The 13,015-nt window shown below is 48.9% G+C and carries 14 protein-coding genes; 4 read left to right on the top strand and 10 right to left on the bottom strand.

Translation table 11 applies throughout. The features are described 5' to 3' along the window. Positions 1-17: 17 nt before the first annotated feature. Positions 18-1,019, top strand: coding sequence for a lipoate--protein ligase (locus AAIH57_RS11975; protein WP_175398292.1), 1,002 nt, complete (start codon positions 18-20; stop codon positions 1,017-1,019). Between the two features lie 238 nt (positions 1,020-1,257). Further along, positions 1,258-2,061 (top strand): Cof-type HAD-IIB family hydrolase, encoded by an 804-nt coding sequence (locus AAIH57_RS11970; protein ID WP_175398291.1) that lies wholly within the window; start codon positions 1,258-1,260, stop codon positions 2,059-2,061. A 157-nt stretch (positions 2,062-2,218) separates the two neighbouring features. On the opposite strand, the gene AAIH57_RS11965 is transcribed toward AAIH57_RS11970, so the two are convergent. After that, the gene (locus AAIH57_RS11965) at positions 2,219-2,533 is read right to left on the bottom strand and encodes a hypothetical protein (protein ID WP_175398290.1); all 315 of its coding nucleotides are present in this window, start codon (positions 2,531-2,533) and stop codon (positions 2,219-2,221) included. A gap of 40 nt (positions 2,534-2,573) precedes the next feature. After that, complete coding sequence (locus AAIH57_RS11960) at positions 2,574-3,512, bottom strand: DMT family transporter (protein ID WP_175398289.1); 939 nt, start codon at positions 3,510-3,512, stop codon at positions 2,574-2,576. A gap of 120 nt (positions 3,513-3,632) precedes the next feature. On the opposite strand from AAIH57_RS11960, the gene AAIH57_RS11955 reads away from it, so the two are divergent. After that, positions 3,633-5,057: a PLP-dependent aminotransferase family protein gene (locus AAIH57_RS11955; protein WP_430021743.1), complete on the top strand. Its 1,425-nt coding sequence runs from the start codon at positions 3,633-3,635 to the stop codon at positions 5,055-5,057. Positions 5,058-5,190: 133 nt separating this feature from the next. On the opposite strand, the gene clpP is transcribed toward AAIH57_RS11955, so the two are convergent. The 8 genes from clpP to cysT form a co-directional block, all read right to left on the bottom strand. Continuing rightward, complete coding sequence (gene clpP, locus AAIH57_RS11950; protein WP_175398288.1) at positions 5,191-5,772, bottom strand: ATP-dependent Clp endopeptidase proteolytic subunit ClpP; 582 nt, start codon at positions 5,770-5,772, stop codon at positions 5,191-5,193. A gap of 17 nt (positions 5,773-5,789) precedes the next feature. Beyond that, positions 5,790-6,659, bottom strand: a complete 870-nt coding sequence (locus AAIH57_RS11945; RefSeq protein WP_430021742.1) for an RNA polymerase sigma factor — start codon at positions 6,657-6,659, stop codon at positions 5,790-5,792. Between the two features lie 159 nt (positions 6,660-6,818). Continuing rightward, on the bottom strand, positions 6,819-7,601 hold the full coding sequence (locus tag AAIH57_RS11940) for an MBL fold metallo-hydrolase (protein WP_430021741.1): 783 nt from the start codon (positions 7,599-7,601) through the stop codon (positions 6,819-6,821). A 170-nt stretch (positions 7,602-7,771) separates the two neighbouring features. Next, positions 7,772-8,218: a hypothetical protein gene (locus tag AAIH57_RS11935; protein WP_430021740.1), complete on the bottom strand. Its 447-nt coding sequence runs from the start codon at positions 8,216-8,218 to the stop codon at positions 7,772-7,774. Positions 8,219-8,361: 143 nt separating this feature from the next. After that, entirely contained in the window at positions 8,362-9,426 is a 1,065-nt protein-coding gene (locus tag AAIH57_RS11930; RefSeq protein ID WP_430021739.1) for a sulfate ABC transporter substrate-binding protein, read from the bottom strand. Between the two features lie 25 nt (positions 9,427-9,451). Next, positions 9,452-10,516: a sulfate/molybdate ABC transporter ATP-binding protein gene (locus AAIH57_RS11925; protein WP_175398283.1), complete on the bottom strand. Its 1,065-nt coding sequence runs from the start codon at positions 10,514-10,516 to the stop codon at positions 9,452-9,454. Position 10,517: 1 nt separating this feature from the next. Continuing rightward, positions 10,518-11,315, bottom strand: coding sequence for a sulfate ABC transporter permease subunit (locus tag AAIH57_RS11920; protein WP_430021738.1), 798 nt, complete (start codon positions 11,313-11,315; stop codon positions 10,518-10,520). Continuing rightward, positions 11,312-12,127, bottom strand: coding sequence for a sulfate ABC transporter permease subunit CysT (gene cysT, locus AAIH57_RS11915; RefSeq protein WP_175398281.1), 816 nt, complete (start codon positions 12,125-12,127; stop codon positions 11,312-11,314). Before cysT ends, AAIH57_RS11920 begins: the two co-directional genes overlap by 4 nt. A 404-nt stretch (positions 12,128-12,531) precedes the next feature. On the opposite strand from cysT, the gene AAIH57_RS11910 reads away from it, so the two are divergent. Next, complete coding sequence (locus AAIH57_RS11910; protein WP_175398280.1) at positions 12,532-12,933, top strand: secondary thiamine-phosphate synthase enzyme YjbQ; 402 nt, start codon at positions 12,532-12,534, stop codon at positions 12,931-12,933. Positions 12,934-13,015 lie beyond the last annotated feature (82 nt).

The raw sequence follows: 13,015 nt of genomic DNA, 5'->3' as shown, positions 1-13,015 counted from the left end.
TTAATGGAGGAATGACCATGCTGTTTGTTGATAACCAGGGCATTACAGATCCTTCTGTAAACCTCGCGATTGAGGAATACATTCTGAAGCATCTGCCGATGGATGACAGCTATCTGCTGTTTTACATCAACCGCCCGTCCATTATTATCGGAAAACATCAGAATACCATTGAAGAGATTAACATCGAATATGTTCAGGATAACGGCGTGCAGGTCGTACGTCGCCTCTCGGGTGGCGGAGCCGTCTACCACGATCTGGGCAACCTCAATTTCAGTTTTATTACCAAGGATGACGGCCAATCCTTCCACAACTTCCGCAAGTTCACTCAACCTGTTGTGGAAGCTTTGCAGGAGCTTGGTGTCAATGCCGAACTGACTGGACGCAACGATCTTCAGGTCGGAGAAAAGAAAATCTCGGGTAACGCCCAGTTCTCCACGCGCGGACGCATGTTCAGTCACGGGACATTGATGTTTGACCTGAATCTGGACCACGTGCAGGCATCCCTGAACGTAAATCCGGAGAAGTTCAAATCCAAGAGCACCAAATCCGTACGCAGCCGGGTAGCCAACATTCGGGATCTAATTGACAGCAACCTGACCATTGAGCAATTCCGGGACGAGCTGTTACGTCACATTTTCCGCATGGAGCCGCAGGATGTTCCCCAATATGAACTCACGGAGAAAGATTGGGACAAGATCAAGGAAATCTCCGCCGAGCGTTACAGCAACTGGGATTGGAACTATGGTTTGTCGCCGGAGAGCAATGTGAAGCATACCCGCAAATTTCCGGTCGGCATTATTGATCTGCGCATGAACATCAAGGACGGACGAATCGAGAATATCAAAATCTTCGGTGACTTCTTCGGCGTAGGTGATGTGGCGGATATCGAAGACATGCTGCGTGGCAAGCGTTATGAGGAATCCGAAGTGCGTACAGCGCTTGAAGGCCTTGATGTGAAACACTACTTCGGCAATCTGGAGCTTGAGGACTTTATCGGCCTCGTTTTCCTCGAAGAATAGACTTAGATGTGAGCATAATTTTAGAACGTATTCCAGGATTACACTTTAACGGAAAAAGTAGAATCAATCTTAAGAAGCGAAGCGTTCGCCTTTATCCCCAGATTTCCCCATTGTATAAAGGATTCAAGAAATCCGGGGATAACAGCGATCGAAAGATGATTCTGCATTTGGAGTGGTCTCGTGTAATTCATATCCATTCGTTCATATTATAGATACAGATAAAAGGAGAGAAACTCAGATGACCTACAAATTAATCGCAATCGACATCGATGATACCCTCATCAACGACAACAAGGAAGTAACCCCAGCAACACAAACTGCCCTGGAACAAGCGGTTGCCCATGGTGTAGTCGTTACCCTAGCAACAGGACGTGCCTATGCTTCTGCACAGGCACTCGCTCGCCAAACGAAGCTGAACGTGCCAATCATTACGTATCAAGGCGCCTTGGTGAAAAACTTGCTGGATGAAAAAGTACTCTACGAGCGCTATGTTCCACAGGACGCTTCCCGTAAGTTGTTCGACTATTGCCTGGAGCATAATTTGCATCTGCAAACGTACATTGATGATAAGCTGTATGCCCGTGAAGAAAATGACAAGCTGCGTGACTATGCCAAACTGAATGGTACTCAGTACCATATCGAACCGGATTTCATTAAGGTCATTGAGCAAAAAACACCGAAATTGCTCATCATTGATGAGCCGGATTATCTCGATGAGGTGGCAGCTGATCTGCGTGAGCTTCTCGGATCTGAAGTGCATATCACCAAGTCTAAACCATACTTCCTCGAAATCATGCATCGCGAGGGAACGAAAGGCCATGCACTCACCTTCTTGGCGGATCACTTTGGCCACCAACTGAGCGAGTGCATTGCGATCGGGGATTCCTGGAATGACCATGAGATGTTGGAAGTCGCAGGCCTTGGCGTAGCAATGGGTAATGCGATCCCTGCCCTCAAAGAGCTGGCAGATTACATTACGGCAAGCAACAACGAAGACGGCGTGAAGCAGGTCATTGAGAAATTTGTGCTGAACGCGGAGTAATACGAGAACGATAGGTAATATTGTAAGCAAAAAACAGCCTTGGGCAGCGAATAAATTCGCTGAACCAGAGGCTGTTTTTTTGTTGATATCCTAAAATTCATCTCTATTGATATCGGGATGCCCCCCATATGTGGAAGTCATTCAACATTGAATTAAGTTATGAATTTCGTATGTTGTTTCCGTACCGTTCCTCAAACTCACGGTTCCGCTCCCTTATCTCTTGCATCATTTTCCCTTTGGGGAAATCAGCCATGAGAACAGTCAACAGAATTACCACGCCTGCAACAAACAATAAGATCGCCACAACCAATCCAATGAGGCCACCTGTCTCGGACACAGCTTCCAAATAACGCCCCCATCTGGTCGCCCAGACGGTTACTAACGGGACATGTATAACAGCTGCAATATGAATAATGCCATAAAGGAAAATTCCCGCAAACAGAAATATCGCACCGAGTCTCTGTCTATTCAACTTTATTCCTCGCCTCATTCCTATGTAAAAATAGTAATGCCTATTTTACCACAGGTTTGGAAGTATGCACCAAGGAATTGGATTGTTTTCCTTTTTTCAGCCAGCTCATCACTTTCTCATTCATCGCCAGCAAGCCTGAAACAATAAGCACAACACCGATCCAGGTGATCCAGCTTACATGTTCATTATAAACCACTGCTCCAAGGCCGACCGCAATCGGAGGGGAAATATACAACCAGGTTGCCGGGAACAACGGGTTGGTACGGGACATAATCCAGTAGAACAGGCTATGTCCAACCATTGAACCGATCACCGTCAAATAGATCAGGGACAAAACGGCCGGAGACCAATCAAGCGCAGCTGTGCTCCACGATTCCGTTACGGCAGAGAGTCCCGATAACAACAAGCCTCCGTACATCATCTGCACCGCGTTAATTGCCACAGGACTCGCTTCCTTGAACTGGTTTATCACCTTTTTGGAGTAGAGCGCACCTGCAGAATAACATACTTCTCCAACAAGAACGGCGATACAGCCCCATAGCCACAGTGAGCTTCCACCAATGGTTACACCCGGTAAAACGACAAGAACCACTCCCCCGAAACCGATCAGACAGCCTGCAATCATGCGGGCAGATGTTTTTTGCCGTAACAAAGCGGTCTGCATCACCATAATCATCAGCGGTCCTGTTGCCGACAGGATGGCCCCTACGCCAGAACTTACATATTGCTCCGCCCAGTATAAGGTCGCAAACGTGCCAAAGGTCAGTCCTGCTCCGGTCAGGAGCATTTCTTTTCGCCACAGCAGCGACAGGTTTACCTTTCCTTTCATCCACATCCATGCAAACATCAAGGCCCCTGCAATAATAAAGCGCAATCCGGCCGATAGAAAAGGCGGCATGCCTGCCTCCACTCCAATTTTAATCGCCAGAAACGTTGTTCCAAAAATAAGACACATTACCGTAAATGCTGCTGCAACCATGCTAGCCCCTCCTTCATCTGTTCTCCATCATATAGCACTGTCTACAGAACAGAATGAATAAAACAGAACAGAACAATCTCATTTCCTGTTACAATAGAGTCCAAAAGGAGCGTGAGTCGGGTGGGCAAAGCCATGTTGATGACAGATAACAGCCTCAAACTATATGAGCAGGTGGTTCATTATCTCGTGGTACGTATCGAGGCGGGAGAGTGGGCCGAACATGAAAAACTTCCGTCTGTGCGAAGCCTGTCCGAACAGCTCGGTGTACATCGGCTTACGGTTTTCAAAGCATATCAGGAGTTAAAGGAACGCGGGATTGTATACGTCAAGGACAAGTCCGGTTACTATGTCAGCCCTGCCGACCCTTCGCCTGTAGCAGATCAGGCAGATGACCCTGCTGTCTCCGCCTGGCTGCATTGGGATTCACTCGCTCGCGTGCAGTCTCTTGAAGCGGAATACCAGTTTTCCAAGTCACTGATCGACCCGGCCCTGCTGCCCAACCGATACTGGGGAGAACTCATGCGGGATTTGCTGGATCAGTATCCCCGCCTGCTCGGTACATACTCTACCATTCAGGGTGATGTGGAACTCCGTAGTGCGCTGGCAAGCCACCTGACGCTGCAAGAACGATTTTATATCTCGGCAGAAGAAGTGCTCATCACCTCGGGCGCACAGCAGGCCATCGATCTGATCTCCCGTAGTTTGGTCAGACCGGGTGACCGGGTTCTGATGGAAAGACCAACCTACGGACCTGCCATGGAAATTTTCCGCAAACAGGGTGCACGCCTGATCTTTACGGATATTCATCCGGAGGGTTATAACCTGGAGCAGATTGAGCATTTGATGAAGACGGAGAAGCCGCGCCTTTTTTATATGACGCCTACCTTTCAGAATCCAACCGGCATTAATATTCCAACCGAACAGCGGAAACAACTGCCTGAACTGGCGGAACAATATGGATGTTTTCTCGTCGAGGACGACAGCACTTATGATATTTATTTTAAGGATAAACCTCCGGCACCGATCTTTACGTACGACACGACAGGGCATACACTCTACATTCGCAGCTACAGCAAGTATGTTGTACCGGGTCTGCGAATTGCAGCAATTATGTGCCGCCCCCGGTTTATGCCTGGATTACAGGCGGTAAAAGCATTGGCGGATAACGGATCACCCCTTCTGAACCAGAAGCTCTTTCTCCGTTATTTTCAATCTCCACGCATGCATCAGCACTTATCCAAGCTGCGCACCGCCATACAATTACGAATGGAAGTCATGGAACAGTGCCTGCAGGAAACGGACTGGACCTGGACCCAGCCTGAGGGTGGACTCAATATCTGGGTGGAGCTTCCGGAAGGCGTTGATACGGGCCGATTGCTTCACCAGTGTATGGAGCATTCCGTCGCTTTTGTACCGGGAACGGTTTTTGATCCTTCGGATGCTTCCGCCAGCCGCAAGCTGCGCTTGTCCTTCTCCTATGCACACGAACAGCAGATCCGTGAAGGTATGCACAGACTCGTCGAGCTCGCTAAAAGGAATGATTAGGCCCCACTACGTTTTCACTGATTGCGGTAATTAAAGAGAAGTTACAGTAAACGAACCAAGAAACCCGGAAGTCAAATGACCTTCCGGGCTCCATTATTCGTTCCTATTTTGTGAAATTGCAAAGCTTGCTTACTCAGGTGCTAGATATCACTTTATCCACCAATCCATACTCTACCGCTTCCTCTGCGGTCAAGAAATAGTCCCGATCCGAATCTCGCTCAATCCGCTCCAGCGATTGTCCTGTATGGTCTGCTAGCAGCTTATTGAGCCGCTGACGGTGCTGAATGATCCGGTTTGCGTGAATCAGCATATCCGATGCCTGCCCGCGCGTACCCCCGTGCGGTTGATGGATCATGATCTCACTGTTTGGCAGAGCCAGTCGTTTCCCTTTGGTTCCACCGACCAGCAAAATCGTACCAAAGCTCGCAGCCATGCCTGTGCAGATCGTTGATATGTCCGGCTTCACAAATTGCATCGTGTCATAGATCGAAAATCCGGCAGTTACGGATCCACCAGGACTGTTGATATACATCTGAATATCCTTTTCCGGGTCCTCTGCGGTCAGAAACAATAGCTGTGCCACGATGGCATTCGCCATCTGGTCCTCAATCTCTCCGGATACCATAATGATCCGATCTTTTAACAATCGTGAATAAATATCATAGCTCCGCTCGCCGCGGGCTGTCTGTTCCACTACATAAGGTACATGGTTCATGCCTATTGCCTCCCGGTTTAAGCAACCATGTTGACCGCGTATCCTCCTCCATATGACATCGAGTTCACGCTGGAGTAGGAATACCCGTACATCATTGGCTGCATCGATTGAGACGGCAAAGACTGCTGCAGGATCGTTCCTGCCACTGCCATTGGGTCATCGGTACGGCTCAGGCACAGATCAATCAGACGTGCGGTATCTCCACTACGAAAAGCCATCAAATAACTTCGCAGCTGCTCCGCGTTTTGTGAATCTTCACCTGCTCCACTCGCTTCTTCGGTCTCCATTTCCTGGCGACTGCGTCTCACACGATCCAGGGCAGAACGGGCCCGATTTAGCGCAGCTTTGACCGCTCCTTCCGATGTATCCAGCATCTCCGCAGTCTCTGCCGTCGTATAACTCATTACATCGCGTAATATATATATCGCTCGCTGCCACGGCGGCAGCTCATGAACAAGGATTCGTATAGCTGACTCAATCTCCTCAAATCGCTCTTCCTCTGCAAACTCCTGCATTAACGGTTTCATGCTATCCAGTTTGGAAGCCAATTTCTCCCGCTTTCGGATCACGTCAATCCACGTGTTGCGTGCGATCCGGATCAGGTAAGCTTCCCAGTTCATCTCCTGCTTCGTACCGAAGGTATGCATTGCCGAAGACGACAGTACTTTCACACAGGTATCCTGAACCAGATCCTCTGTTTCCCAGACTGAACCTGTCAAAGACAGACAATAGGCGTACAGGGAACCCAGCAGGCTCGGCAGCGCATTTTCAATATTTTGTTCCAGCGTGCAGTCGGCTTGATTACCGGGCTGGATATATGGTTCAACCTGTTTACTGTTATCATGTGGTCTGTTGATTCTGCAATCCACGGACTTCACAAAGGCCATGTTGGGGGCCCCCCTTTGTTGGTTCCTGATTGATCTTGCTTCAATGACTTACTCTTCGACGACTTACTCTTATGGTCTTACACTATGTAAACGAAGAACCTCCTGCAAAGGATACGCTCTTCTGAATTTATTTTTCAGTTGATCTAAACGAATTTCAATTTAAAGTGTCCCAAGTGGTACCTTCATGCCTGCAAGCGCCAGCGTAATACCTGAGTCCAAATTGTAGTTTTGCTGTACATCCACGTCATGAGACATATGGGTAAAATAAGTGCGCTCTGGTTTCACTTCCCGCAGCAGCTCCTGCGCCTCCCGCATATCATACACGGAACGTGTGGAAAACTCCGCAAGCTCATGGACAAAGCTCGTTCCCAGCACCAAAAGATTCAGCCCGTACAGTGGCTCTTTCTCTGTCTCCTTCAGATCAATGGCATCCGAACAATACGCCCAGCTATACCCTTCCCGTTCTAGACGATACGCATAGGAATAACCGTTTTTACCGTGGCAGACCTTCCAGGAATGCACGTTCCATCCGCCAAGCTGGATATCATCATCCGTTTCCAGAAAGTTCATGTGCCGGCTCAGCCAAGGAAATTGACTCTGAATGGTTGCGATCACTTCACGTGGTGCGTACAGTTTACCCTTAACCCCCAGCCAGCGGCAGGCATCCGCCCATTCCGGCAAACCTCCAATATGGTCAAAATGCGCATGTGTCACTAATAACGTATCCACCATACGCAATCCTTGGTCCTCCATCTGTGATCTCCAGTCTGGTCCGCAGTCAATCATAAACGATACCCCTTCGCCATCTGAATGGATCAGAACAGAAGAGCGTTTACGCCGGTTGATCCCGGTTAGGCGGGCCTCTGTGCAGACTGCGCAATCACAGTAGACACGCGGCACGCCCATGGCATCCCCGGTTCCTAAGAATGTCAGCTGATTCAATATGGTGATCCCCTCTCTCATCCAAACTTGGTTTCCTAAATTGTAATCCTCACCCTTTGCTTTTGCAAAAAAAAGCCTTCCCTAAGCAGTTCAAATCCTGCACCAGGGAAAGCCTGATCTCTGACTCCATGTAGTCAGCGTATGTAACTTCCGTTCGGTCCGCTTGTCGCCTAGACCAAGGCACGCAATTTAAGTGTCAGTTCCTGACCCTCAGGCACATCCTTCGAATCCGTAATGACCCAATTCGAGGCGAGACGCTTCGCCAGCACCTCTGCCTGCTCCGGTTTCAGCTTCAGTCCATGCACAATACCCTCACCGACCGTGAAATCATTCTCTGGTTGTAATCCAAAAGCCTTCTCTATCCAGATCCCCAGTCCGCCTCGGGTATTAAATGTAATCCGATAGCCTTCTTGAACTGCTGCTTCCAGGTTCTCGCCGTGCTCGTCCGCATACGAGAAAAATTCATCGTATTTGTAATCCTCTTCGGATACCGCGTCAAAAGCTGCCACGTCCTTGGCCTGTATAGCTCTCAGGATCGCAGCGTCAGACATGCCCTTACCACGGGCTTGTTCCAACCGAATTGCCGTACTCTGGGATAATCTGATCTCTGTACTCATTATCTCACTCCTTTCTGCAAGACCCTCCAGACACATGATCTGCACACTACTCTATGACTTCCATTTACAGCAAAAAGCCTTCATCTCTACTATATTCAGCGAAATGAAGGCCTCATGTCAATCCTTGGATAACACGCCACCAATCACAATCCCGCGAGCACCTGATACCAAACTCCGCGTTTGGAATACAATGTACTGCGCACTTCGTCCCAACCACCCAGGTAGTTGATATCAAACAGGCCTTCAGGCGTTGGAAACGTGGATTCGGTCTCCGCAAACACTTCAGGATCTACCGAACGAAAGCCATGCTTGGCAAAAATACGCTGAGCTTCAGGTGTTCGCAGATAATCCACAAAAGCTTCAGCCAATTCGCGATTCCCGTGTTTATCCGCATATTTATCCACCACGACCGCCGGATTTTCAATCAGAATCGTATTTTTCGGTACAACGATATCATACTTTACACCCTGGGCAATGCGGGCAAGCAATTCATTCTCATAAGTGACGATGACATCGCCGACACCATATTCAAATGCTGCCATGGAAGATCGGCCGCTCTTGTCCAGTGACTCCACATTCTTATGCACCTTCTCCAGAAAAGCTTTGGCAGCGGCAGGGTCCTTCTGGCCATTTGCTTCTGACAGCTTCAATCCTGCTCCATAGATCGCATTGATATCCCACTGGGCTCCGCCTGACGTTTTGGGATTGGGATACAGTACCTTGACTCCCGGCTTGGTCAAATCTTCAAAATCACGAATACCAAGCGGATTGCCATCTCTTGTTCCGAGAACAACGATGGAGCGGGTAATCATGCCGTCATTCGGAGCCTGTTTCCAATCGGAGGTCACCAGATCGGCCTTGACCAGTTTGTCGATATCACTTTCCATGGCGAGCAGTGCTACATCGGCCTCGAACCCACCAACAATAGCTCTTGCCTGGGTACCAGAGGCTTCATAGGATTCCTGGAAGTTAACCGTTTGTCCGGTTTGGGCTTTCCATTCCTCCTTGAACTTCGGCAGCAGCTCTCCCACAGCGTCTTTGGCTACACTGTATGCACCAATGACCAGCGTATTGGATTGTTCACCTGCAGAGGGTCCGTTCTGTTCGCCTTCCGCTTCCTGGTTGCTGCATCCTACGGTCATGCAGACGAGCAGAAGCATAAGGACAGCATATAAGGAGGGGATTCTTTTTTTCTTCATCGTCTGCATGGGCAGCCTCTCTTTCGGGCGCATTTTAGATCATGACCGGCATAGGATCTTCCTTCAAACGATTCTCGACAACCCAGCTATCCGTGTCATTAAACAGGTAAGCCCGGTGCACAAGCACTCGAATTTGTTGACCGATCTCCAGCGTTGTTTTCTCAAGAGAACGGTATGTGATCAGCTTGTGACCCTGTACCTCGACTTCAACCATCCACTCACTACCACGGAAGTGAAGATGCTTCACAATGCCCTTCTCGGTAGCGGATAGCATCGAGAATTCGTTTTTCAGACCAATCTCGATATACTCCGGACGAATCAGCGCACGTGTATGTTCTCCCTCTACCGCATGTTCAAACCCTTTCAGCTGTGAGGCATCCTCCACAACGGTAGATTCTCCGATAAAGGTTGCCACAAATGGCGTCTGCGGATTTTTGTAGATATCCCACGGTGTTCCTTTTTGCTCGAGACGGCCTTGACTGATAATCATAATCTCGTCGGCGACTTCGATCGCTTCATCCTGGTCATGGGTTACAAATATCGAAGTGATTCCGACCCGCTCGATCAACTCTCTCAACCACGAACGCAGCTCTTGGCGAATCTTGGCGTCAATGGCCGCAAAAGGTTCATCCAGCAGCAGCAGCTGCGGTTCTGGAGCCAAAGCCCGTGCAAAGGCTACACGCTGACGCTGTCCACCGGACAGTTGATGCGGATAGCGATGTTCAAAACCTTTCAGCCCGGTCAGTTCAACAAGCTCCATGACCCGTTCACGAATCTGGGCTTTGGGTGTTTTTTTGACCTTGAGTCCGAAGGCGATATTATCAAATACAGTCATATGTTTAAACAGTGCATAGTTCTGAAATACAAATCCAATTCCCCGCTCCTGCGGAGGCAGATGATTCACGACCTTACCGTGAAAGCGAATTTCCCCTGAGCCGGGGCTTTCCAGACCAGCGAGCATGCGCAGAATGGACGTTTTCCCGCCTCCGCTGGGTCCCAGCAAACCGATCAGATGGCCTTTGGCAATATCGAACGAGACATCTTTTACCGCATGAAATTGACCGAAATGTTTGTTCAGATCACGGACTTCCACATGCATCTCAATGCACTTCCTTTCGCTTTTTGGCCCATTCCATCATGAGCAGCAGCCCAACGGAAAAGGTCACCAGTACCAATGCCACACCATTTGCGGCAGAGACATTAAAATTCTCAACATCCTGATAAACAAGCGTTGTTGCCGTCTGCGTTTTGTTCATAATATTGCCGGACACCACAAGGACTGCACCGAACTCCCCGAGCGACCGCGCCACGGTAAGGACAAGTCCGTATACAACAGCCCAGCGGATGGATGGCCAGGTAACGCTCCAGAACGTTCTCCATCCATAAGCGCCAAGTGTAGACGCAGCCTCTTCCTGCTGTGAACCGAGTTCCTGCAGGACAGGCATAACCTCCCTGACCATCAGCGGAAAGGTGACAAACAACGTTGCAATGACCATGCCAGGGAAGGCATAGACCACATTGAATCCTATTCCTTCAAAAAAAGCACCCATGATGCTGTTCGGCCCCAGCAGCAATACAATCATTAACCCGCCAATGACAGGCGACACCGCATAAGGCAGGTCCACAATGCTGTTAAGCAACCCTTTGATCCGGTCGCTAAGCCAACCAGCACGTACAAGGTAAATTGCCATCATAATGCCGAACAATGTATTTAACAGCGTGACGACCAGCACAACAAGTCCAGTCATCATCAAGGCGTGCAGCGCCTCAGGGCGCATCAGCCCATCCAGGAAACCTCCTGCACCATCTTCAAATGCTCCGATAAAAATACGTCCCAGAGGAATAATCAGAAGTATAATAAATACCGCAAACGTCAGTCCGATCAATAACCGCCTCATCGTCTTCTCCCCCGCATCTGCACCAGATTAATCAGCCAGAGGATCAGGAAAGAGAGCGTCAGGAGCAGCACGGATACAGCCGCTGCACCCGTAGGGTTATCACTTTCAATTTCGCCGTAGATAAACACGGAAGCCGTCAGCGTTCTGCCCGGTATATTGCCCGCCACCAGTACAACTGCACCGAATTCTGCAAGGGCTCTGGAGAAAGCGAGCATACCACCGCTGATCATACCCGGAGCCATCGATGGCAGAATCACCTGCCTGAATGTACGAGCCTTCGATGCCCCCATAGTGTAGGAGGCCTCTTCCTCGGAAGGGTCGATCTCTTCAAGCAAAGGCTGCACCGCACGAATCACAAATGGAAACGTTACAAAGGTCATCGCAATGACAATCGCCGGCTGATGAAACACAATCTCAAAACCCATGGTTTCAGCCAGTTTGCCCACGGCACTGACCGGACCCAGCAGCAGCATAATCATCAGTCCACCAACCGCAGTCGGAAGTGCGAAAGGCAGATCTACAAGACTGTTCAGAAACGATCTTCCTAAGAAACGATAACGCGTAAGCACCCAGGCAATCATCGTGCCCAGAACTACGTTAATCAGTGTGGCAACTATAGCCAGCCGAACCGTCAGCAATACGGCTTTCCATGCAATCGGATCCATAATGCTTTCGGCAAAATTGCTCCATCCTTCGGAGAAGGAATTGACGTACACACCGATAATCGGAAGCACAATGAGTACGATAAAGTATAGCAATACAGTACTGCGGAATCCCCAAGTCCATCCCTTGTGACGAAGAACGGTATTCATTGCTGCATTCCCTCCCAGCCTCCGGTTCCATATCCGGTCGGCAGTCTCCCTGCTTTGGTACATTCATTTCCCTAAGTTGAATTATATCACTTTAATATTATTCCCATTAGTCTACTTGGTTTTTTTGCTTATCTGATACTTTACCAGTTTGCAGTGCTAATCGTCAATGCTTTTATTGTATATAAATGGGGCTTATCTAAGATGAATGTAGGAAGATTACACAATAATAAGTCAACTTAAGTCGGACGGTAAAATTTCACTCAAACCTGCACGGATTGCAGTACCATTTCTCGATCGCTGTCATTGCGTAAATCTTATATTCGCCTTTAACTTGGTTTGTTTGATATGGAGTGGTTAAGGTACAATCTAGAGGACAAAACACATGTAGAAGGAGTGGTGCAAGAATGTTATATACGAAGCATTTATCAACTTCCAAACGGGATGAGATCAAGGATATTACGAGGGAAGTGGCGCAGATTGTCCAGAGCAGCGGTGTGCAAAGCGGAACTGTACTTGTCTATTGTCCCCATACAACTGCAGGCATCGCCATCAATGAAAATTTTGACCCGGATGTTAAGCATGATGTGCTGCTTCGTCTGGATGAAGTATACCCTTGGGAACATCCCCAATATCGACATGCCGAGGGGAATACGGCTTCTCACCTGAAATCGATTACAACCGGACCATCACAAACAGTGATCATTCATGAAGGCAGATTATTGTTGGGCAGATGGCAGGGGATTTATTTTAGTGAATTCGACGGACCTCGCGAGCGAGAGTATTTTATCAAGATCATGGAAGGGTAGTTCAGCAAAACACAAACAGGCGGTCTACCCTGGTTTAGGGCTATGATCCGCCTGTCTTGGTCTTCCGCGCAATTAAACTTTC

This window comes from Paenibacillus sp. MABNR03, assembly GCF_050455445.1.
In the GTDB taxonomy this organism is placed as follows: Bacteria; Bacillota; Bacilli; order Paenibacillales; family Paenibacillaceae; genus Paenibacillus; species Paenibacillus xylanilyticus.
The sequence above is the reverse complement of the archived record's forward strand: the minus strand, read 5'-3'. Positions and strand labels throughout refer to the sequence as shown.

What these genes read in the sequence shown, in the direction of transcription:
- AAIH57_RS11960 (WP_175398289.1), bottom strand. Translation starts at nt 3,512, where the DNA reads ATGGTTGCAGCAGCATTTACGGTAATGTGTCTTATTTTTGGAACAACG.
- clpP (WP_175398288.1), bottom strand. Translation starts at nt 5,772, where the DNA reads ATGAACCATGTACCTTATGTAGTGGAACAGACAGCCCGCGGCGAGCGG.
- AAIH57_RS11920 (WP_430021738.1), bottom strand. Translation starts at nt 11,315, where the DNA reads ATGAGGCGGTTATTGATCGGACTGACGTTTGCGGTATTTATTATACTT.
- AAIH57_RS11910 (WP_175398280.1), top strand. Translation starts at nt 12,532, where the DNA reads ATGTTATATACGAAGCATTTATCAACTTCCAAACGGGATGAGATCAAG.
- AAIH57_RS11970 (WP_175398291.1), top strand. Translation starts at nt 1,258, where the DNA reads ATGACCTACAAATTAATCGCAATCGACATCGATGATACCCTCATCAAC.
- AAIH57_RS11945 (WP_430021742.1), bottom strand. Translation starts at nt 6,659, where the DNA reads ATGGCCTTTGTGAAGTCCGTGGATTGCAGAATCAACAGACCACATGAT.
- AAIH57_RS11975 (WP_175398292.1), top strand. Translation starts at nt 18, where the DNA reads ATGCTGTTTGTTGATAACCAGGGCATTACAGATCCTTCTGTAAACCTC.
- AAIH57_RS11935 (WP_430021740.1), bottom strand. Translation starts at nt 8,218, where the DNA reads ATGAGTACAGAGATCAGATTATCCCAGAGTACGGCAATTCGGTTGGAA.
- AAIH57_RS11930 (WP_430021739.1), bottom strand. Translation starts at nt 9,426, where the DNA reads ATGCAGACGATGAAGAAAAAAAGAATCCCCTCCTTATATGCTGTCCTT.
- AAIH57_RS11925 (WP_175398283.1), bottom strand. Translation starts at nt 10,516, where the DNA reads ATGCATGTGGAAGTCCGTGATCTGAACAAACATTTCGGTCAATTTCAT.
- cysT (WP_175398281.1), bottom strand. Translation starts at nt 12,127, where the DNA reads ATGAATACCGTTCTTCGTCACAAGGGATGGACTTGGGGATTCCGCAGT.